Origin of the sequence: Megasphaera sp. An286 (assembly GCF_002163455.1) — a bacterium.
Taxonomy (GTDB): domain Bacteria; phylum Bacillota; class Negativicutes; order Veillonellales; family Megasphaeraceae; genus Megasphaera; species Megasphaera stantonii.
In genome coordinates, this window is sequence record NZ_NFIY01000010.1 from 1 (window position 1) to 18801 (window position 18801).

An 18801-nucleotide genomic window follows, 5' to 3' on the forward strand; every position below is an offset into this window, starting at 1 on the left:
TGATACGAGAGTTCGCTTGTTAAGTAAGACTCTACCACAGAAAGCTTTTCTTCGAAAGAGTATTCTTTCCGGGATCGAGATCGTTTTAACCCATTATCCCCCAATTTTTGTAGGCAGCAACCCACGTTTTTAACTGGCAACTGCTCGACAGGCCATGTTTTTGTGAAATGGAAGCGTAGCTTCCCTGATTGTCCAGGTATTCTGATACCAGTTGCTTCTTAAATTCGTAACTGTATTTTGCCATAAAAAAACTGACCTCCAATCGTTAGATTTTTTGGTCTAACATTTGGGGGTCAGTTCACTGCCGGAAATCGCGGTACCGTCTTTTTTTAGCATAGAATAAATCAGTTGTGTTCCGTTGCTAGGGCCTGCTTCAGGGCTTTGGCGAACTGGTCGGGACAGGACGTGGGCTTGCCGCCGCACTGGATGCCTTCGAGGCGCTGGATTACGTCAGACGCGTCCATGCCTTCGACGAGGCGGCTGATGCCCTGCAAGTTGCCGGGACAGCCGCCGATAAAGCGGACGTTTTTGACGACGCCGCCGTCCAGATCAAAAAAGATTTGCTGGGAGCATACTCCCGCAGGGGTATAGCTGTACATGACCGAGGCCTCCTTATTTCTTCACTAATGCCAGGATGCTTTCCTTGGGATGGACGCCGACGAGGCGGCCTATTTCCGCGCCGTCCTTAAAGGCGACGAGGGTCGGGATGAGTTCGATTTGAAACTGCGACGCCAGTTCCCGCTGTTCGTCTACGTTTACCTTGCCGACCTTGATTTGGGGCTGTTCTTCGGCGATTTCATCGACGACGGGCGAAAGCATTTGGCACGGCCCGCACCAGGCGGCCCAGAAATCGACGAGGACGACGCCCTGGGCCGAGAGGATTTCCTGCTGAAAATTCGCTGCTGTAATCGTAGTTACTGCCATATATATCACTCCTTGGGATAGATTTTTCAAAGACATCTATAGTATACCAAAAAAGGATGGATTTGACAAATATATATCTGTTCAGGCTGGTAAAAGTAAGTTATAATAAGGGCAGTTACACTTGATATTCAGATAAGGAGATACCTATGAGAACTGGAACGGGAGTTGTCGACACCGTATTTGACAACGGCATGGTCAAGCTGCGGACGAACCGCAATAATTTGTATACGCCGTGCAGCGGCATGATTTGCAAAAACAACGCCCTGATCGACGCGAAGAACCCTATTGGAGCGATTAAAGGGCAATATGTACGATTTAATATTCCTGACGGAAAGATGGGCGTCGGCGGAGCTATGTGCTTCGGTATGCCCCTTCTGATGGTCCTCATCTGGGGTGCTTTCGGCTACGTAAACGGCGAAACCCTCGGCTGGGCTAAGGAACTGTCGGCCTTCGCCGGCATGATTTTCGGCGGCGTCGTCGGCGCCGTGCTGCTCAAACGCTACGAGAAAAAGGTCCGTGAAGCCAACACGATGGCGGAAATTACGGAAATCATCGTAGAACAGACTATTGAAATGGACGATTGGCCGGGAAAATCACAGCAAAATAATTCATAATAGGACTGCCAGGCGTGGGACCGGCATTCGTGGGACCGGCATTCGGAGGGCCGGTTCATGGCTTGCGGCTGAAACCGCAGCTTGTGGATGCTTTCTTGTATATTACGAGGAGCATCCATTTTGCATTTCCTGGCTGCATCGGGCAAAGGCTGCTCTCGTGATCCATACGGGCGTGACCGTGCCTTTGTAGAAGGGGACGGGATCTCCTGCGACGGTTCCGCCCATCTTGCCGACGATGGCGACAGTCGTGTCGCGGGCTTCCATAAAAATAGAATCGATTCCCTGGGCGAAGAGTTCTGCAAAGGTAAAGGCCGCTAATTTCGTACCGATGTGCCTGCCCCGCAGGGCGTTTGTCACGAGGAACCGGCCCCAGTGAAGCTGTCCGCCTTCATGCCAGGCGGCGGCCGTGCCGACGATGACGCCGTCCAGCTCGGCGACCCAGCACTGGGGCTCCATGGCTAGAAAGGCTTCAACGGCGTCCAGAGGGATGAGCTGCTCGCCGTGAAAGACGGCGGTCTGCAGGGCCATGACGGCTTCCATATCCTCGGTCCGGGCTTTTCTGTATCGTAATGATTCCATCAGTATCCTCCTGCTCTATACGTGAAGGCCGGCCTGGTAGGCTGCTTCCATGACCGGCTGGGTGCGGACGGCTCCGGCTTCCATGACGTTGGACGCGTACAGGCGGCCTTTGATTTCATACTGCTCGAAGTGCTCGACAAATCCGTCCAGGTCGCCGAGGGAGCGGGCAATGATGTCTTCGCCCAGGCCGGCGGAGACGATGTAGTATACTTCCTTGCGGCCGAGATGCTGCCAAATGGGATAGGTGCGGTCGATACATGCCTTCATCTGAGCGCTGACGCCGTAAAAATAGACGGGCGTCGCCAGTACGACGACGTCGGCCTGCTGGAAGGCGCCGAGGATGTCTGCCATGTCGTCCTTCTGGATGCAGGCTCCGCCATTGCGCATGCAGGCGTCGCAGGCCCGGCAGAAGCCGATGCGTTTTTCCGCCAGGGGGATAAAGCGTACGCTGTGGCCCGCCGCCTCGGCTCCTTGCTGAAATTGGCGGCACAAGAGGTTCGTGTTTCCGTTTTTTCTGGGGCTGCCCGATAGGATTACGATGTGTTTCATCAGCTGTCATCTCCTTAACGCGTAGTTTCCTTTTACTATTTCATTATACTATATTATTTCCTGCAGCGTATAAGCGTATAACTAAAAACGGCATAGCCGCGAGGGGCTATGCCGTGGTGGCTCGATGTCCGTTTCTCTTAGAATGCCGGGAGAATCGTGCCTTGGAAGTGTTCGTTGATGAATTTTTTAATCGGTTCAGACTGGTAGATAGCCAGGACTTTTTTATACGTTTCGTTATTGGCTTCATCTTCGCGGACGACCATGATGTTAGCGTACGGCGAATCCTTGTCTTCTACGAGGAGGGAATCCTTCTGCGGGTTTAAGCCGGCCGGGATGGCGTAGTTCGTGTTGACGCAGGCCAAGTCCGTATCGTCGAGGGAACGGGGAATCTGGGCGGCGTCGAGCTCGATGAATTCGAGGTGCTTCGGATTGTTTACGACATCCGGTACGGAGGCGTCGACGGAGGTGCCGTTTTTAAGGGTGATGAGGCCGACTTGCTGCAGGAGCAGGAGGGCGCGGCCGCCGTTGGTCGGGTCGTTCGGAATGGTAACCTTAGCGCCGTCGGCGACTTCGCTGATGTTTTTATATTTGTGGGAATATACGGCCATGGGCAGGATAATGGTCTTGCCGATAGAGGTCAGCTTCATGCCCTGGTTTTTGACGACGTTGTCGAGGTAGGGCTGATGCTGCATGGAGTTCATATCCAAATCGCCTTCGGCCAAGGCTTTGTTGGGCTGTACAAAATCGTTGAATTCGACGACCTTGATGGTCAGGCCTTGTTTTTCTGCTTCTTTAGCTACTTGTTCCATGACTTCCGCATGGGGGCCGGCCGTTACGCCGATGGCGATTTCCTTTTTGTCGGCCGAGCCGCTGTCGGAGCTGCCGCAGCCGGCGGCAAATACGCAGGTCGCGGCGATGAGGGCCGCAGCAAGGAGTTTTTTGATAGAAGAGTTCATGAGTTGTTCATCCTTTCTGATACTGAATCAATCACATGGCAAGAGGCAGGATGGCCTGCCATAGGATGGGCCGGCGATGATACGGGTAAAAAGAAAAGCCGTCGACAGATGACGGCTTTGGTTACGTATGTGTTCATCTGTCGGATGTATCCGCTGGACTTGGCACCTATCCCATTTGGGGGTTGCCGCAGCGTCATAGGGCCATTCCCTCGGCTGCTCTTGATGAAATCAATATATGATTGTTGATAAAAATCATACCATCTCTTGTGCCGAATGTCAATGTTTTGGCAGCAGAATTTTTCCGACGACAAAAGACGGAGGCAGGATTCCTGCCTCCGCTTTTGGATGTGTGATGGTGTCTCGTTATATATGGTGGTTTAGTAGTTATCGTTTTTCAATTCAAAGAAAGCTTGCGGATGGGCACAGACCGGGCATACTTCCGGAGCTTCTTCGCCTTCGACGATAAATCCGCAGTTGCGGCATACCCATGTTTTCGTCGCCGGTTTCTTGAAGACCGTGCCGTTTTCGATGTTGGCCAAGAGGGCCAGGTAGCGTTCTTCATGGTGTTTTTCGATTTCCGCTACTTTTTCAAACAGGTAGGCGATGTGTTCGAAGCCTTCTTCTCTGGCTTCTTTTGCGAAGGTCGGATACATTTCCGTCCATTCGTAATGTTCGCCTGCGGCGGCATCTTTCAGCGCGTCGATGTCGTTCGGCATGCCGTCGTTGAGCAGTTTGAACCAGATTTTAGCGTGTTCTTTTTCGTTGTTGGCTGTTTCTTCAAAGAAGGCTTTGATCTGTTCGTAGCCGGCTTTTTTCGCTACGCTTGCATAATAGGTGTATTTATTTCTTGCTTGGGATTCGCCGGCAAATGCTGCCATTAAGTTTTTTTCAGTTTTGCTTCCTTTTAATTCCATATCGATACCTCCATAATTTCATACGTAAACTCGCAGCCTGTGCTGCCTCTTGTCAGGTCTCTTTCCTGACCTCTGAGTACATTATACTCTATTTGCAAAATAAAATCAATGGATAATAATTATTTTTTAATAAAATATGAAAAAAATTATTCTTTCACTGTGTCCGACTCAGAGCGCCGCGGCTCTTTGGCATCGTCAGTGTGTTTCGATTCCGTGTCCTTGCTGCTTTCGCGGGATACGGAACGCTTCGGCTCGGAAACGGCCTGTTCGGCATCTTCGGCCTTAGAGGAAAGCCTGCTTTCGGCTTCCTTTTTTATGGCGTCGATGTCGGCGTGGGACGAGGAGAACGTTTCGAGGGTGTCGTTCAGCGTGTCGGACAAGGTGCTCTGCGTATCTTTCGCCGTGTCGGTCAGGTCGCCGTACTTTTCCTTGAGATGGGTTTCCAGCTCGCTGACTTGGCCGGGATACATCGTTTTCAGCCGTTCGAAGAGCTCGGCCTTTGAGGCGTTTCCCCGCTTGACCGCTTCTTCGAAGACCTTGTATTCCTGATAATAGGCAAGCCAGCGCTGGAGGCGGGCGTAGTCGTTGCTCAGGAACGACTGGACGCTGAGAAAGGAAAAGACCAGCGTCAGGACGAGGCATATGACGACTTTTCCCATTATCCGTCCCTCCTTTGCGGGTTTCTGGCATTGCGGGCCGTGCGGTGGCAGGCCTGGCTGGCGTACGACGCGGTCAGGGCCGCGAACAGCAGGGCCAGGACGGCGAAGGCCATCGTCGAGACGGACAGCGTCGGCAGGGGCAGCAGATCCGAGAAGATATACGGCGGCAGGCTGTATACGGCGATGGAGGCGAGGAGCGCCAGGGCAAAGGCGAAGAACAATATAGTGCTGACGATATTGAATAAGGCCCCGAATATGTCTAGAAAGGGGCTGGCAATGGCCTTTGCTGCCTGGGGAATGGCGGCCTTGTCATTCCACTGCAGCTCGTCTTCATCGGCTGTCCGTTCCGCAGGCCGTTTCGCCTTAGGACGCTGGGGCCCTTCGGCGTAAGCATCGTAGTTTCGGGGCGGCTCGGGCTGCGGCATGGGGTAGTAGGCTTTCCGGATTTTGGGGCGGCGATGGGCCGGGTCTTTTTCCCAATCGTAGAATTGGGACGCCTTGGCAGGGGCAGCCTCGGGCGCCTCCTGCGCCGGCGCGTCGGCGGAGCCGGTCATGCTGAGATTGTCTTCCGGCACGATGGGTTTGCCGATATAGTAGCGGTATATGTTTTTAGGATGGCCCAGTTTGGCGCATACTTCTTCTTCCGTCAGGCCCTTTTTCGCGCCCAGGCGGAACTGTTCTTCGCAGTCTTCCAAGATCCCTTTCAAATCGGTCTTGTCGCTGCGGCGGAAGTAATACTTCAAGAGGTCCATGAATTCCGTCTTTCTCATGGTTTTTTACCTTTCCGTGCGGCGCTGCTTCAGGGCCGCTTCGTACTGCTGGTGGTATTTGGCGCCGTACTGCCAGGCGGCGATGGAAATGGCCATGACGGCGATGATGATAACGAAGCGCAGGGGCGTCGGTAAGTGGGATAAGAAGGAAATAGCCGCCAACGGCTCGGCTTCCAGGGCGATACAAACGGCGACCCAGATCAGCAGGGCCAGGGTCATGAGCGTGCAGACGCCGCCGAGGGTATAGAGAAGCAAATACGTATAGCGCAGTTTTTGTAAGTTCGGTGTCAAGTCGGTGCCTCCTTGCAGAAAATAAAAAAAAGATAGGGGCTCGATAGGCCGGCTATTATCCAATATACTACCACAGGGAGGGCGAAAAGGGAATAGAAGGGCTGCCGGGCCTCTTTTTCTCTATCCTTTTCGGGCGTTACCCTATATACTATATATACTATCGTTTTTTATCAGAAAAGGAGAATGTATATGGCAAATTTTATTCGGTATCATATCGGCGACGTCGTGCAGATGAAAAAGCCCCATCCCTGCGGCTCAAACGAATGGGAGGTCATGCGTATCGGCGTCGATTTCGTCATCCGCTGCTGCGGCTGCGGCCATCGGGTCATGATTCCCCGGCCGAAGTTTGAAAAGGCCGTGAAGAAAATTTTAAAACAAGCCGAAGAAGACGTGTAAAAAAAGTAAAATTTTTAAGAAAAGGTATTTTTATTTCGCCTCCAGTGTGTTACAATTTATGTCAGCCATTACTTTATCGATTTACCTTGATAAAGTAATAAAGCAAAATAGACAGACGTAAAAGGAGGTCATGCGATGAAACCGAATACGCTTGATGGGGTGAAAATGCTTCATCATGACGAAATGCGCAATTATGACCGAATTCAGGGAAAGATTATTTCCGTAATCATGAACCACGGCTGCAAGATCGTCGAGACGCCGAGCTTTGAAGATTACGACGTATATCAGCATTTTTTTCCGCACCTGCGCCGGCAGATGGTAAAGACCGTCGATACGGACGGACGGGTCCTCGTCCTGCGTCCCGACGTGACGCTGCCCCTCGTAGAGTCGGCGGCCCGGGAGTTTCCCCGGCCGAACCAGCTGCTGAAGTTCGGTTACGTGAGCACCGTCTTTCGGGAATATTTCGGCCGCAGCACCTACGGCAAGGATTTCCTGCAGGGCGGCATTGAAATCCTCGGCGATCCGAGCCCCGAGTGCGACGGCGAGGTCATCGTCATGGCCGCGGAAATCCTCAAGGCCGTCGGCGTCGAAAACATCCGCATCGACATCGGCACCGCAGCGTATACGCAGGCCTTGTTCGACGCCCTGCCCTTGCAGGAAGCGGAGAAGGACCGGCTGCGGGCCTATCTGGCCGACCGCAATCTCGTCGCCCTGCGCCGCTATCTGAGCGGCTTGTCCCTGCCGGGAAACGCCCGCTGCGCCCTGGAAGCGCTGCCGGTCCTGTTCGGACCGTACGCCCAGACCCTGGGCAAGGCGAAGGACTATTGCCTGAACAGCGGCATGCTCAACGCCCTGGCGCGGCTGGAAAAAATCTACGATTATATTTTATACGCCGGCTTTGCCGACAAGGTGCAGCTCGACTTTGGCTTTGCCAGCCGGCTGGGCTATTATACGGACATGGTGTTCAAGGTATATGTCGACGGCGCGCTGTACGACGTCATCGACGGCGGCCGCTACGATACGCTGTCGGCCCAGTTCGGCATCGACCGGCCGGCCTGCGGCTTCGGCATGAACATCAACTTATTGTACGAATTCATGAACGACGCCGGCCTGCTGGCGCAAACAGAGCCGTCGTTCCAGCTGGCCGTTTCCTACGCGGCGTCGGATCAGGTCATGGTCCGCGATTTGATGCGCTGGCGCAGCCAGGGATTCCGCGTGGCGGCCTATCCCGAATCGTCCTTTATCGACAGCCGCGATTACAGCATTCACGCCGTATACCGCGGCGGCTCGTATTACAAGGACGGCCGGGCCGTGACGGCGGCAGACCTGGAAGACGCGATGAGGGGGCTTTAAGATGGCAATTCACATTGCCCTGGCTAAGGGGCGCATACACAAGGCGGTCATGGCCTATTTGCAGGAAAGCGGCTATGCCTTTCCGACCTATACCGCCGACAGCCGTAAGCTGATTTTTGAAGACAGTACGGGAACGCTCAAGGTGACCCTCGTCAAATCGCCGGACGTAGCCGTCTACGTCGAACGGGGAGCGGCTGACGTGGGCATCGTCGGCGAAGACGTCCTGCTGGAAGAAGCGCCGGGAGCCGGCGTGTACGAAATCTTCGATTTGGGCATCGGCCGCTGCCGCATGGCCGTCGCGGCCATTGCCGGCAAGCCCGTGGATATGACGAAGCGCATTACCGTCGGCACGAAGTATCCCCGCATCGCCCGCCGCCATTTCGAGCAGAATCACCGCAGCGTCGATATTATCAAGCTGAACGGGTCCGTCGAGCTGGCGCCTATCGTGGGGCTGGCCGACGTCATCGTCGATATCGTCGAGACGGGAAATACGCTGAAAGCCAACGGCCTGGAGGTCGTCGAGTATTTCATGGATTTCAGCGCCCGCATGATCTGCAATCCCGTGTCGTTTAAGATGAAATACGAAGACATACGGCGTCTCGTCGACGTCGTCAAAGAGAAGGATTTGGAAGCATAAGCGAGGGGGCATGGACAGTGGAATGGATAGAAGTTCCTGAAGAAGGGCTGACGCTGCGGCAGGTCCGGGCGATTACGGCGCGGAACCAGTCGGAAAGCGAGGCCATTCGCCAGAGAGTAGAACATATTTTGCAGGCTGTGCAGGAACGGGGCGACGAAGCCCTGAAGGAATTTACGGCCATATTTGACGGGCCCTTTCTCGATTCGTTTCTCGTAACGGAAGAAGAAATCGACGCGGCCGTCGCGGCTGTTGGATCCGACTTCATGGCTGTGTTGGAAGAGGCGGCGGCCAATATCCGGACGTATCACGAACGGCAGGTCGAGACGACGTGGATGGATACGTTCCGCCCCGGCGTGCGCTTAGGGGCGAAGTTTACGCCGATACAGCGCGTCGGCGTGTACGTTCCCGGCGGCACGGCGGCCTATCCGTCGACGGTGCTCATGGATATCATCCCGGCTCACGTCGCCGGCGTGCCGTCTATTGCCGTCTTTACGCCGCCCAAGAAGGACGGCTCCGTCAATCCCTATATTTTGGCGGCGGCCCGCGTCGCCGGCGCGACGGAAATCTACAAAGCCGGCGGAGCCCAGGGCGTTGCCGCGGCAGCCTTTGGCACCGAATCCATCCCGCCGGTCTTTAAAATCGTCGGGCCGGGCAACGCCTACGTAGCCATGGCCAAGCGCCTCGTCTTCGGTACCGTCGGCATCGACATGATCGCCGGGCCGAGCGAGGTCGGCGTGCTGGCCGACGATACGGCCAATCCCGTCTGGGTGGCGGCGGACCTGCTGGCCCAGGCAGAACACGACGCGCGGGCGGCGGTTTTCCTCGTCACGCCGAGCCGAGCCTTGGCGGAAAAAGTAGAAGCAGAGGTCCGTCGGCAGCTCGACGAATTGCCGCGGCGGGATATTGCCGCGCCGTCGGTAGAACAGTACGGAAAGATTTTTGTGACGAAGGATATGAACCAGGCCGTCGAGGTCATGAACCTCATTGCGCCGGAGCATTTGGAGCTGGATACGGCCGACGCTGAAACTCTGGCTGGAGATATCGTCAACGCCGGCGCGATTTTCATCGGCCCCTATACGCCGGAGCCCATCGGCGACTACTTCGCCGGGCCGAACCATACCTTGCCGACGATGGGGACGGCGGCCTTTTCGTCGCCTCTGGGCGTGTACGATTTCGTCAAGCGCAGCAGCCTGCTGCAGTACGATAAGGAAGCCTTTGAAGCCGTCGCGGAAAAAGTCATGGCCTTTGCCAATGTCGAAGGCCTGCAAGCTCACGGGCTGGCTGTAAAGAGGAGGATGGACCATGAATAAAGAATGGCTACGCCGGACGATACGTTCCTTCGAGCCCTACGTCGTCCCGGAAATCAAGGAGCGCACCGTCATCAACGCCAACGAAAGTCCTTATAATATATTTGATTTTCCCGAAGTGAAGGCGGAATTTTTGGCCCGCCTGAGCCAAACGCCGTCGTATCACTATCCCGATCCTTTCGCCGAGGAGCTGCGGGCGGCCTTGGCCGAATACGTGTCGTGCCGGCCTGAGGAAGTCCTCGTCGGCTGCGGCGGCGATGAAATCATCAGCATCATTGCCAATACCTTTTTGAACGAAGGCGATACGGTCCTCGTCCACGGGCCGACCTTCGACATATACGGCATCGACGCCCAAATCGTCGGGGCCAAGGTCGTAGAGATTCCCGACTTGCCGGGCTTTTCGCGCGACAGGAAGTCCTTGCTGCAGGCTGTACAGGAGCTGCAGCCGAAGCTGACGGTACTCTGCAATCCCAATAACCCGACAGGCGAGCTCCTGCCTCTGTCGTTCTTGGAAGAGGTCTTACAGGCCTCGCCGAATCCTGTCGTCGTCGACGAAGCGTATATCGAATTTGCCGGCAGCGACAGCATCATTACCAAGCTGGCCGATTACGACAACCTCATCGTCATCCGCACCTTGTCCAAGGCCTTTGGGTTGGCCGGTGTCCGCGTCGGCTACGCCGTGGCGCAGAAGGATGTCATCGACGCCTTGTCGCTGGTCAAGCTGGTCTACAATGTAGGTAATTTAGCGCAGATTGCGGCGCTGGCGGCCATGAAATACCGCGATGTGATATTGGCCCATAACATCCCGCCGACCATTGCCGCCCGCGAGTATCTGGCGGCGGAGCTGAAGCAGATAGACGGCGTCACCGTATACGACAGCGTGACCAACTTCGTCCTCATCCGGGTGCCCGACGGGCCGGCCGTCGTCAATGCCTTGAAGAAGGCCGACATCTGCGTCCGCTTTTACAAGGCCGCGGCCCTGCAGAACTGCCTGCGCATTACCGTTACGACGAGGGACGTCGTACAAAGAGTTGTCGAAGTGATTCGAAAGGAGGTCGGCCATGCGTAGCGCCCAGATAGAACGGGAAACGGCGGAAACGCAGATTGCCCTTTCTCTCAATATAGACGGTACGGGAACCTTTGCCGGTACGACGGGCATCGGCTTTCTCGACCACATGATGAATTTGCTGGCCTGCCACGGTGGCATGGATATTACCCTCCACGTCCACGGCGATTTGGATGTAGACACCCATCACACCGTGGAGGATCTGGCTATTGTATTGGGCGGCGCGCTGGCTCAGGCCTTGGGCGACAAAAAGGGCATCCGCCGCTACGGCATGTTTTACTGCCCCATGGACGAAGCCCTGACCCGCGTCGTCGTCGACCTGAGCGGACGGCCCTATCTGGTATACGACGTGAAGCTGAATGTCGAGCGCATCGGCGCCTTCGAGACGGAAATGCTGAAGGAATTTCTCTACGCCTTATCCGTCCACGGCCGCATGAACCTGCACGTGACGAATCTCTACGGCGAAAACGCCCACCACATCGTCGAATCGGTTTTCAAGGCCCTCGGCCACGCCCTGCGCGAAGCCGTGTCGCTCAGCGGCGACGAGTCGGCCGTCTTGTCTACGAAGGGGGTGCTGTAGCGTGAAGGTAGCTGTTATTGATTACGAAGTTGGCAATTTGGCCAACGTGTACAACGCCTGGAAGCGCCTGGGCGTGGCCGTCGACATTACCCGCGACCCGGCGGTCATCCGGCAGGCCGATTTCATCGAGCTGCCCGGCGTCGGGGCCATTCGCGACGCCATGGCGAACCTGAAGAAATTCGAGCTCATTCCCGTACTGGAAGAACAGGTCCGGGCGGGCAAGTTTTTCATGGGCGTATGCCTGGGCATGCAGGCGTTGTTTGAAAAGGATTACGAAGGCGGCGAATACGACTGCCTCGGCTTTCTGCCCGGCGACATCGTGCCATTCCGCACGGCGCTGAAGGTGCCGCATATGGGCTGGAACGAGCTGGAATTCCGCGGCAGCCACTGGCTGCAGAAGGGGCTTCCGGCCCATCCCTACGTGTATTTTGTCCATTCCTATCATAAGTCGCCTGCCGATTCGCCTGACGTCATCGCTACGGCCGATTACGGACAGGCCGTGCCGGCTATCTGCGGCAGGGACAACGTCCTGGGATTTCAGTTCCATCCCGAAAAGAGCGGCCCCGTAGGGGCGCGGCTCCTGCAGAATGTCATTGCGTACGTACAAGAGAAAGGATGAGACTATGATCGTATTTCCGGCGATAGATATACAAGGCGGCAAGGTCGTCCGCCTGCGCCAGGGCGTGAAGGAAGACAGCACGACTTACTTTGACGACCCCGTAAAGACGGCCGTCAAGTGGCGCGATGAAGGGGCTATGTTCCTGCATGTCGTCGATTTGGACGGCGCTTTTTCCGGCAATCGCCGCAATGCCGACGTCATTGGCCGCATCTGCGACACCGTCGACATTCCCGTCCAGGTAGGCGGCGGCATCCGCAGCGAAGAAGCGATTGCAACGTATTTGGAAGAAGGGGTCAACCGGGTCATCATCGGCTCCAAGGCCGTAGAAGACGCCGCCTTTATTACGGACATGGCCAAGAAATACGGCTCGGCCCTGGCTGTTTCCATCGACGCCAAGGGCGACATGGTGGCGACGCGGGGCTGGGTAGACGGCAGCGATAAGGAAGTCCTGCCCTTTGCCCATTTCCTCTTGTCCATCGGCGTCAACACCATCGTGTACACCGACATCAGCCGCGACGGCATGCTGACGGGGCCGAACATGGAAATGCTGTCCCTGCTGCAGCAGCTGCCCTTCATCCGCCTCATCGCCTCAGGCGGCGTGAGCGGCATCGACGATTTGAAGCAGCTCCAGGCCATGAAGGTCTACGGGGCTATTACGGGGAAGGCCTTGTACGAGGGGAAAGTCACAATAGCTCAAATCCGGGCGTTAGGGGGAATGTAGGATGCTGGCCAAACGAATCGTACCGTGCCTGGACGTGCGCGACGGCCGCGTCGTCAAGGGCAAGCAGTTTAAAAATATACGCGACGTAGACGACCCGGTGAAATTAGGGAAATTTTACTCGGAGCAGGGTGCCGATGAGCTCGTTTTCTACGATATTACGGCGACCCATGAAAAGCGGAATATCTTCATCGACGTCGTCCGGGCCGTAGCTGAAGCTATCGACATTCCCTTTACGATCGGCGGCGGCATCGCCAGTATCGACGATTTCCATCAGGTACTGCGGGCCGGGGCCGACAAGGTGTCGGTCAATTCGGCGGCAGTGATGCGGCCCGACCTCATCCGCGAGGCGGCGCTGCGCTTCGGCAGCCAGTGCGTCGTCTTGTCCATCGACGCCAAGCGCGACGGCCGCGGCGGCTGGCAGGTCTACGTCGAAGGCGGCCGGAAAAATACGGGCATCGATGCCATTGCCTGGGCAAAGCAGGGCGTGGCCCTGGGAGCTGGGGAAATCTGCATGAATTCCATGGATGCCGACGGCGAAAAGGCCGGCTTTGATTTAGAGCTGAACCGCCGTCTGGCGACGGAGCTGCCCGTGCCGATTATCGCTTCCGGCGGAGCCGGCACGATGGAAGATTTCAAGCGCGTCTTTGACGTCGGCGTCGATGCCGCCTTGGCGGCGTCGGTCTTTCATTTCGGGCAGATTCCGATTCCCGAGCTGAAAAAATACCTGAGCGAACAGGGCGTCGCCATGAGAGGAGCAGAATAGTGGAAACAGTACGTTTGACGGATATAAAATTTGACGACAAGGGCCTCGTGCCGGCCGTTGTGCAGGAAGGGCGGAGCGGCAAGGTCCTCATGGTCGCTTATATGAACGCCGAATCGCTGCGAAAGACCGTCGAAAGCGGCGAAACGTGGTTTTACAGCCGCAGCCGGCAGGAGCTGTGGCATAAGGGCGAAACGTCGGGCCATTTCCAGAAGGTACGGGATATCTTTGTCGACTGCGACGCCGACACGCTTCTGGTCGTCGTAGACCAGATCGGCGCGGCCTGCCATACGGGCAGCAAGTCGTGCTTCTTCCGCCGCCTCGACGGCTGGGACGGGACGTATGCGGGCAGCCTGTCTATGCTGTCCGATTTGCGCGACGAAATTGAAGAAAAGAAGATTCATCCGACGGAAAAATCGTATACGGCCTATTTGCTCCAGACCGGCATGGATAAGATCTGCAAGAAAATCGGCGAAGAATCGGCGGAGGTCATCATTGCCGCCAAAAACGCCGACGCCGGCGACGGCGCCGACCTGCGCCTGGAAGTATGCAAGGAATCGGCCGATTTGCTCTATCACCTATCTGTATTGTGGGAAGCGGCCGGCGTCAGCGTCAACGACGTCATGGCCGTATTGGAAGAACGGTCCCACGTCAAGGGAAATAAGAAAACGGTCGGGCATTTAGATAAGACCTTTTAAGGAGTCATCATGAAAACTGTTATTTTTGACGTAGACGGCGTGCTTCTCAGCGAAAAACGCTATTTCGACGTGTCGGCCCTGACGGTATGGGAATGGTACTACAGCCCGTCGTTTATGAATCTGGGCCATGAAACGGTCAGGGCGGAGCTGACAGACGAAGAAATCGACGCCCTGCGAGCCCGCTTTTGGCTCGACGACGCCATCCTGATCTGGCTCAAGAAACACGGCGTCAACAGCAACTGGGACATGACCCACGCCCATATCGCGGCGACGTTGTGGATGCTGCTGGAGCAATACAAGGCCGACGGCCATTCGCTGGACGATATTGTCATAGAATCGATGGCCGACGTCTGCGCCCTGGGCCGGCGGCTGCAAGGGTACGCCGTTCCCGACGCCGCAGCGGTCATGGAGCGCCTTGCCGGAGCCGTGCCGGACGATGCCGGCAAGGATGACGTGTTCGCGTATTTGACGAAAGCCATCGAAGCCTCCTTGGGGATTGTCGCGCCATGGTCGGCTCTCGATTCCCCCTTATGGCAGCGGCACTTTGAAGCCTTTCAGGAATGGTATTTCGGCGACGAATTGTATGAACAGACCTACGGCAAAACGCCCTATGCGCCAGGGAAGGAGGGATTTCTGCGCCGTGAAGTCCCCTTGGGAACGGCCGAGGGCATACGGCGTATGTTTCAGGAGCTGAAGCGGCGCGGCTATGCCCTGGCCATTGCTACAGGCCGGTCGTACATGGAAATGGCCGTGCCCTTTGCGGCCTATCATTGGGACGAAGAATTCGATCCCCGTCACGTGGCGACCTATACGGACGTAGAGGAAGCGTCGAAGATGCTGGGCCTGTCCCTTGACAAGCCGAATCCCTTCGCCTATTATGCCGGGGCCTTCGGTACCTATCCTGAGCGGTATGCCGAGTATGTCAGCCGCCCTGATGAGTTCAAGGACGGCGAGTACTACATCGTCGGTGATTCCATGGCTGACATCTGGTGCGCCAAGGCCATGGGAGCCGTCATGATCGGAACGCTTACGGGACTGGACGGCCCGGCGGCGCGGGCTATGTTCGAAGCGGAGAAGGCCGATTACATTGTCGATTCTGTTGAAGATATATTGAATATATTAAAATAATACCCTATTTAAGAATAATAGAGTTGATCATTTTTCTAATGCATTTTCTATGTATTTATATCTGGCCATTGATAGTGAGGTGAGAGACGATGGTGAAAAGAATCGTTTTTCTTTGTTGCGCTTTTTTTCTAATGGTAAGTGGAATTTGTTTTGCTAGAACTTCTGTAACAATAAATAAAAATGAAGGATACTCTCCATATAACGGTTGGGTCATGGCTGATATGACTTTAGAAAACGGACTGGTTTCTAAAAATGCTGCATACTCTATGCGTGTATTTAAAGATTTTGGGTTAATTCCTGTAGCTTATTGTAGTTCGGGAGGTTCTCATTTAGGATCTTATGTGATTTTTTATGTAAATCCCTGTAACAATTGCTTAATTGTTGGAAAAGGAGGGATGGCTTCGCATGGAGATATTTATTCTTCTGATTTAAATCCATTTAAATATACGGGAAATTTTGTTTATGGAACAGATCTTGTAGAATATAAGGACCTGTATAGAAAGGTAATTGATACAGCAAAACAAGAATTTTATAAATATCAAAAACAAAATTCACGTTTAGAAGAAACTAAGTAAAAACAGGGACTGGCACGTGTTTATGTGTGCCAGTCCTTGCTTGCTGAGAGAGAGAAAATATATAAAGGAATGTGGTATCGGAATTATTGACGAGCTGCTTTGACGGAAGCGATGAACTTTTTAGCCGCTTCGGTGATTTCAGCCGGCGTTTTTCCGCCGCCTGTCAGCGCTCCGCCTGCGCCGACAGCTACGCAGCCAGCTTTGATCCATTCGCCGGCGTTTTCGGCGTTGACGCCGCCTGTCGGCATGAGAGGAGCCTGAGGAATGGGGCCGTGGATGGCTTTGATCGCTTTCATGCCCAAAATTTCGCCCGGGAAGATCTTGATGACGTCGGCGCCGGCTTCGAGAGCGGCGATGACGCCGTTGAGGGTCGTCGTGCCGGGCATGACTGCGATGCGGTAGCGGTTGCACAGCTTGACCGTTTCCAAATCGAAGGACGGCGAAACGATGAACTGCGCGCCGTTTAAGATGGCGATGCGGGCCGTGACGGCGTCGAGGACGGTGCCGGCGCCGATGACGACGTCGGGGTTATCGGCATATTTCTTGGACAACGCGGCGATGACTTCATGAGCCTGAGGCGTCGTGAAGGCCAATTCGATAATCGTGACGCCGCCGGCGATGCAAGCGTCGGACATAGCCATGGCTTCTTCCGCGTCTTTGCCGCGAATGACGGCGCAAACGCCGACTTCCTGAATTTTCTTTACTACGTCGATCTTATCCATCATGTGAGTTCCTCCTATACATTCTGCTTGATCTTTTCAATCATGTCTGCGTATTCTTCGTCGGTCAGGAAGACGCGCTGCGGGTTCATCTCGAAGGTCGTGTTCCATTCGAACTGGTCCTTGTACTTCGGCACGAGGTGGACGTGCAGGTGACAGCCCGTGTCGGCGTAGGAGCCGTAGTTGACCTTGTCAGGATGAAAGGCCGCGTGAATGGCCTTGGCGGCGCGGGCTACGTCGTCATAAAAGGCATGGCGTTCTTCGGCGCTCATGTCGGTCATTTCGCTGATGTGGCCCTTATAGGCGACGATGCAGCGGCCGGGATGGCTCTGTTCCTTGAATAAGATGAGCATGCTGACGGACAAGTCGCAGATGTAGATGCCGAACTTCGCCAGCGGCTCGCCTTTTACGCAATATCCGCAGTGGGTGTCGATCATAACCAATCTCCTCCTATGGATACAAAGAATACGGGAAGGCCGGCGAATGCGGCGTCGGCCCTTCCTGTATAAACTTGTATACTAGTATTATATCAGATAGTTCCCAATAATTTCAATCTATTTTCCAAGATTATTCGATGGTGCCGTGTTCCCATTTGCCGTTGTTCAGGTCTTCGGCAATCTGTTTGAATTTGTCGTCTGTCAAACCGTAGAAGAAGTACAGGATGATGGCGGCAATGCCGAGGGCGACGCCGGGGTACAAGGTCATGGCGGCCTTGATGCCCGTCAGGGTCATTTCGCTCTGTACGGCGTTGGCTACATAGCCCGTGAGGACCAGGATGCCCGAGCTTACGATGGCGGCGATGGCCTGGGCGATTTTGCGGGAGAAGTTGAAGGCCGCGTAGGTAATGCCTTCTTTACGGATGCCGTTGTGCCATTCGCTGTAGTCGATGACGTCGGAGACGAAGGCCCACGTAATGCCGTTCGGAATCGCAAGGGCGACATAGCCGATAGTGACGAGGATGATGAAGGAATAGAGGTTCGTCGGGATGACGAAGTTCAGAATGTCTGCCGCGCAGCCGATGAGCAGGCCGCCGATGGCTGTCTTTTTCTTGCCGAACATCTTTACCAGCTTCGGAATGAGCAGGATGCCGATGACCGAGCAGCCCATCATGATGCCGTTGACGACAGGCTGCAGGCCCATGTGGCCCAGGTTATACTGGCAGAAGAAGATCATCATCTGGTTGTTCGTATTCATGGCGGAAATCGTGAATAAGGTCATCAAGATAATGCACAATAACGGCTTGTTGGTAAATACGATTTTGATGTAGTCCGAGAATTTCGCTTTCTGTTCCTTCGCCGTATTTCTCTTGACGGGAACGTGTTCGTGACAGTTGAAGTAGCAGATGGCAAAGCCGAGGACACCGACGACAGCCATGACGATGGAAGCTACGAAGAAGCCGTGATGGGGCTGGTCAAAGAGCAGTACGATGGGGACGAAGGCGATGCCCGTAATGAGCTGGGCCCCGATGGAGCCGGCCTGACGGGTCGTAGCCATCTGGCTTCGTTCTTCGACGTCGCGGGTCATGACGCTGGCTAACGATGCGTAGGGGATATTCGTGAAAGAATAAACCAGGCCCCAGGCCATGTAAGCGCCGTAGGCGAAGAGGATTTTGCCGGCTGTGGAAATTTCCGGCATCGTAAAGGTAATGACCGTGAGGATAGCGAGGATGATGCTGGAAATCATCATGACCGGGCGGAATTTGCCGCGGGGGCCGATGTTTTTGCGGCTGTCGATAGCCGAACCGGCGATAGGATCCATGAAGGCGTCGAAGATCTTCGTGAAGGCGAAGATCCCGGCTACGGCGCCGGCGGGGATAGTGCAGACGTCGATCCAGTATTTCGTCAAATAGGCCTGGCCCAAGTCGAACATGAAGCCGTTCCCAAAATCGCCGAAGCCGTAACAGATTTTTTCACGCCACGACAGTTTGACGTGGCCCGTTTTGGCGGCGTCCGTTCCGACGGCCGCCGTTGCTTGTTCGCTCATAAT

25 protein-coding genes and 1 riboswitch are annotated in these 18801 nt (G+C 55.2%); of the genes, 13 read left to right on the forward strand and 12 right to left on the reverse strand.

From position 1 onward, the window contains the following. Nucleotides 1-344: 344 nt before the first annotated feature. Together B5F80_RS05900 and trxA are read right to left on the reverse strand one after the other, a co-directional pair. Complete coding sequence (locus B5F80_RS05900) at nucleotides 345-599, reverse strand: TIGR03905 family TSCPD domain-containing protein (RefSeq protein ID WP_087477898.1); 255 nt, start codon at nucleotides 597-599, stop codon at nucleotides 345-347. A 13-nt stretch (nucleotides 600-612) separates the two neighbouring features. After that, nucleotides 613-924: a thioredoxin gene (gene trxA / locus B5F80_RS05905; RefSeq protein ID WP_087477899.1), complete on the reverse strand. Its 312-nt coding sequence runs from the start codon at nucleotides 922-924 to the stop codon at nucleotides 613-615. 146 nt (nucleotides 925-1070) lie between these two features. On the opposite strand from trxA, the gene B5F80_RS05910 reads away from it, so the two are divergent. Next, nucleotides 1071-1538, forward strand: a complete 468-nt coding sequence (locus B5F80_RS05910) for a SoxR reducing system RseC family protein (protein ID WP_087477900.1) — start codon at nucleotides 1071-1073, stop codon at nucleotides 1536-1538. A 102-nt stretch (nucleotides 1539-1640) separates the two neighbouring features. On the opposite strand, the gene B5F80_RS05915 is transcribed toward B5F80_RS05910, so the two are convergent. The 7 genes from B5F80_RS05915 to B5F80_RS05945 all read right to left on the reverse strand — a co-directional run bounded on the left by B5F80_RS05915 (nucleotide 1641) and on the right by B5F80_RS05945 (nucleotide 6256). Continuing rightward, nucleotides 1641-2117: a GNAT family N-acetyltransferase gene (locus B5F80_RS05915; protein WP_087477901.1), complete on the reverse strand. Its 477-nt coding sequence runs from the start codon at nucleotides 2115-2117 to the stop codon at nucleotides 1641-1643. A 15-nt stretch (nucleotides 2118-2132) separates the two neighbouring features. Then, nucleotides 2133-2666: a flavodoxin family protein gene (locus B5F80_RS05920; protein ID WP_087477902.1), complete on the reverse strand. Its 534-nt coding sequence runs from the start codon at nucleotides 2664-2666 to the stop codon at nucleotides 2133-2135. 137 nt (nucleotides 2667-2803) lie between these two features. Further along, nucleotides 2804-3622: a MetQ/NlpA family ABC transporter substrate-binding protein gene (locus B5F80_RS05925; protein WP_087477903.1), complete on the reverse strand. Its 819-nt coding sequence runs from the start codon at nucleotides 3620-3622 to the stop codon at nucleotides 2804-2806. A gap of 130 nt (nucleotides 3623-3752) precedes the next feature. After that, nucleotides 3753-3851, reverse strand: a riboswitch (SAM riboswitch). A gap of 148 nt (nucleotides 3852-3999) precedes the next feature. Continuing rightward, a complete protein-coding gene (rbr, locus tag B5F80_RS05930) occupies nucleotides 4000-4536 on the reverse strand; it encodes a rubrerythrin (protein ID WP_087477904.1) in 537 nt (178 codons plus the stop codon). Between the two features lie 146 nt (nucleotides 4537-4682). Next, a complete protein-coding gene (locus tag B5F80_RS05935; RefSeq protein ID WP_087477905.1) occupies nucleotides 4683-5195 on the reverse strand; it encodes a hypothetical protein in 513 nt (170 codons plus the stop codon). Beyond that, a complete protein-coding gene (locus B5F80_RS05940; RefSeq protein WP_087477906.1) occupies nucleotides 5195-5965 on the reverse strand; it encodes a DUF1700 domain-containing protein in 771 nt (256 codons plus the stop codon). The genes B5F80_RS05935 and B5F80_RS05940 overlap by 1 nt, the downstream gene beginning before the upstream one ends. Before the next feature lie 6 nt (nucleotides 5966-5971). Continuing rightward, nucleotides 5972-6256: a hypothetical protein gene (locus B5F80_RS05945; protein ID WP_087477907.1), complete on the reverse strand. Its 285-nt coding sequence runs from the start codon at nucleotides 6254-6256 to the stop codon at nucleotides 5972-5974. 189 nt (nucleotides 6257-6445) lie between these two features. Between B5F80_RS05945 and B5F80_RS05950 the strand changes: the two genes are divergently transcribed. The 12 genes from B5F80_RS05950 to B5F80_RS11190 all read left to right on the forward strand — a co-directional run bounded on the left by B5F80_RS05950 (nucleotide 6446) and on the right by B5F80_RS11190 (nucleotide 16096). Then, the gene (locus tag B5F80_RS05950) at nucleotides 6446-6652 is read left to right on the forward strand and encodes a DUF951 domain-containing protein (protein WP_087477908.1); all 207 of its coding nucleotides are present in this window, start codon (nucleotides 6446-6448) and stop codon (nucleotides 6650-6652) included. Between the two features lie 135 nt (nucleotides 6653-6787). Next, nucleotides 6788-8005, forward strand: a complete 1218-nt coding sequence (locus tag B5F80_RS05955; protein WP_087477909.1) for an ATP phosphoribosyltransferase regulatory subunit — start codon at nucleotides 6788-6790, stop codon at nucleotides 8003-8005. Nucleotide 8006: 1 nt separating this feature from the next. Further along, the gene (gene hisG / locus B5F80_RS05960) at nucleotides 8007-8642 is read left to right on the forward strand and encodes an ATP phosphoribosyltransferase (protein WP_087477910.1); all 636 of its coding nucleotides are present in this window, start codon (nucleotides 8007-8009) and stop codon (nucleotides 8640-8642) included. A 17-nt stretch (nucleotides 8643-8659) separates the two neighbouring features. After that, a complete protein-coding gene (hisD, locus tag B5F80_RS05965; RefSeq protein WP_087477911.1) occupies nucleotides 8660-9952 on the forward strand; it encodes a histidinol dehydrogenase in 1293 nt (430 codons plus the stop codon). Further along, on the forward strand, nucleotides 9945-11018 hold the full coding sequence (gene hisC / locus B5F80_RS05970; RefSeq protein ID WP_087477912.1) for a histidinol-phosphate transaminase: 1074 nt from the start codon (nucleotides 9945-9947) through the stop codon (nucleotides 11016-11018). The genes hisD and hisC overlap by 8 nt, the downstream gene beginning before the upstream one ends. After that, nucleotides 11011-11595 carry an imidazoleglycerol-phosphate dehydratase HisB gene (hisB, locus tag B5F80_RS05975; protein WP_087477913.1) on the forward strand — a complete coding sequence of 195 codons (585 nt, stop codon included), beginning with the start codon at nucleotides 11011-11013 and terminating at the stop codon, nucleotides 11593-11595. Before hisC ends, hisB begins: the two co-directional genes overlap by 8 nt. 1 nt (nucleotide 11596) lies before the next feature. Continuing rightward, the gene (gene hisH / locus B5F80_RS05980; RefSeq protein ID WP_087477914.1) at nucleotides 11597-12214 is read left to right on the forward strand and encodes an imidazole glycerol phosphate synthase subunit HisH; all 618 of its coding nucleotides are present in this window, start codon (nucleotides 11597-11599) and stop codon (nucleotides 12212-12214) included. A 4-nt stretch (nucleotides 12215-12218) separates the two neighbouring features. After that, the gene (hisA, locus tag B5F80_RS05985; RefSeq protein WP_087477915.1) at nucleotides 12219-12935 is read left to right on the forward strand and encodes a 1-(5-phosphoribosyl)-5-[(5-phosphoribosylamino)methylideneamino]imidazole-4-carboxamide isomerase; all 717 of its coding nucleotides are present in this window, start codon (nucleotides 12219-12221) and stop codon (nucleotides 12933-12935) included. A gap of 1 nt (nucleotide 12936) precedes the next feature. After that, nucleotides 12937-13698, forward strand: coding sequence for an imidazole glycerol phosphate synthase subunit HisF (hisF, locus tag B5F80_RS05990; protein ID WP_087477916.1), 762 nt, complete (start codon nucleotides 12937-12939; stop codon nucleotides 13696-13698). Beyond that, nucleotides 13698-14393 carry a bifunctional phosphoribosyl-AMP cyclohydrolase/phosphoribosyl-ATP diphosphatase HisIE gene (hisIE, locus tag B5F80_RS05995; RefSeq protein ID WP_087477917.1) on the forward strand — a complete coding sequence of 232 codons (696 nt, stop codon included), beginning with the start codon at nucleotides 13698-13700 and terminating at the stop codon, nucleotides 14391-14393. Before hisF ends, hisIE begins: the two co-directional genes overlap by 1 nt. A gap of 9 nt (nucleotides 14394-14402) precedes the next feature. Continuing rightward, on the forward strand, nucleotides 14403-15521 hold the full coding sequence (locus tag B5F80_RS06000; RefSeq protein WP_204246352.1) for an HAD family hydrolase: 1119 nt from the start codon (nucleotides 14403-14405) through the stop codon (nucleotides 15519-15521). An 89-nt stretch (nucleotides 15522-15610) separates the two neighbouring features. Further along, nucleotides 15611-16096, forward strand: a complete 486-nt coding sequence (locus B5F80_RS11190) for a hypothetical protein (RefSeq protein WP_143747165.1) — start codon at nucleotides 15611-15613, stop codon at nucleotides 16094-16096. Nucleotides 16097-16179: 83 nt separating this feature from the next. Here the strand turns inward: B5F80_RS11190 and B5F80_RS06005 are convergent, their stop codons facing one another. The 3 genes from B5F80_RS06005 to B5F80_RS06015 form a co-directional block, all read right to left on the reverse strand. Continuing rightward, nucleotides 16180-16821 (reverse strand): bifunctional 2-keto-4-hydroxyglutarate aldolase/2-keto-3-deoxy-6-phosphogluconate aldolase, encoded by a 642-nt coding sequence (locus B5F80_RS06005; RefSeq protein WP_239386315.1) that lies wholly within the window; start codon nucleotides 16819-16821, stop codon nucleotides 16180-16182. Between the two features lie 11 nt (nucleotides 16822-16832). Continuing rightward, entirely contained in the window at nucleotides 16833-17252 is a 420-nt protein-coding gene (locus B5F80_RS06010) for an HIT domain-containing protein (RefSeq protein WP_087477918.1), read from the reverse strand. A 130-nt stretch (nucleotides 17253-17382) separates the two neighbouring features. Next, on the reverse strand, nucleotides 17383-18798 hold the full coding sequence (locus B5F80_RS06015; protein ID WP_087477919.1) for a glycoside-pentoside-hexuronide (GPH):cation symporter: 1416 nt from the start codon (nucleotides 18796-18798) through the stop codon (nucleotides 17383-17385). Nucleotides 18799-18801 lie beyond the last annotated feature (3 nt).

Coding starts and splice junctions, on each gene's coding strand:
- B5F80_RS05900 (WP_087477898.1), bottom strand. CDS start 599: ATGTACAGCTATACCCCTGCGGGAGTATGCTCCCAGCAAATCTTTTTT.
- trxA (WP_087477899.1), bottom strand. CDS start 924: ATGGCAGTAACTACGATTACAGCAGCGAATTTTCAGCAGGAAATCCTC.
- B5F80_RS05910 (WP_087477900.1), top strand. CDS start 1,071: ATGAGAACTGGAACGGGAGTTGTCGACACCGTATTTGACAACGGCATG.
- B5F80_RS05915 (WP_087477901.1), bottom strand. CDS start 2,117: ATGGAATCATTACGATACAGAAAAGCCCGGACCGAGGATATGGAAGCC.
- B5F80_RS05920 (WP_087477902.1), bottom strand. CDS start 2,666: ATGAAACACATCGTAATCCTATCGGGCAGCCCCAGAAAAAACGGAAAC.
- B5F80_RS05925 (WP_087477903.1), bottom strand. CDS start 3,622: ATGAACTCTTCTATCAAAAAACTCCTTGCTGCGGCCCTCATCGCCGCG.
- rbr (WP_087477904.1), bottom strand. CDS start 4,536: ATGGAATTAAAAGGAAGCAAAACTGAAAAAAACTTAATGGCAGCATTT.
- B5F80_RS05935 (WP_087477905.1), bottom strand. CDS start 5,195: ATGGGAAAAGTCGTCATATGCCTCGTCCTGACGCTGGTCTTTTCCTTT.
- B5F80_RS05940 (WP_087477906.1), bottom strand. CDS start 5,965: ATGAGAAAGACGGAATTCATGGACCTCTTGAAGTATTACTTCCGCCGC.
- B5F80_RS05950 (WP_087477908.1), top strand. CDS start 6,446: ATGGCAAATTTTATTCGGTATCATATCGGCGACGTCGTGCAGATGAAA.
- B5F80_RS05955 (WP_087477909.1), top strand. CDS start 6,788: ATGAAACCGAATACGCTTGATGGGGTGAAAATGCTTCATCATGACGAA.
- hisG (WP_087477910.1), top strand. CDS start 8,007: ATGGCAATTCACATTGCCCTGGCTAAGGGGCGCATACACAAGGCGGTC.
- hisC (WP_087477912.1), top strand. CDS start 9,945: ATGAATAAAGAATGGCTACGCCGGACGATACGTTCCTTCGAGCCCTAC.
- hisB (WP_087477913.1), top strand. CDS start 11,011: ATGCGTAGCGCCCAGATAGAACGGGAAACGGCGGAAACGCAGATTGCC.
- hisA (WP_087477915.1), top strand. CDS start 12,219: ATGATCGTATTTCCGGCGATAGATATACAAGGCGGCAAGGTCGTCCGC.
- hisF (WP_087477916.1), top strand. CDS start 12,937: ATGCTGGCCAAACGAATCGTACCGTGCCTGGACGTGCGCGACGGCCGC.
- B5F80_RS06000 (WP_204246352.1), top strand. CDS start 14,403: ATGAAAACTGTTATTTTTGACGTAGACGGCGTGCTTCTCAGCGAAAAA.
- B5F80_RS11190 (WP_143747165.1), top strand. CDS start 15,611: ATGGTGAAAAGAATCGTTTTTCTTTGTTGCGCTTTTTTTCTAATGGTA.
- B5F80_RS06005 (WP_239386315.1), bottom strand. CDS start 16,821: ATGATGGATAAGATCGACGTAGTAAAGAAAATTCAGGAAGTCGGCGTT.
- B5F80_RS06010 (WP_087477918.1), bottom strand. CDS start 17,252: ATGATCGACACCCACTGCGGATATTGCGTAAAAGGCGAGCCGCTGGCG.
- B5F80_RS06015 (WP_087477919.1), bottom strand. CDS start 18,798: ATGAGCGAACAAGCAACGGCGGCCGTCGGAACGGACGCCGCCAAAACG.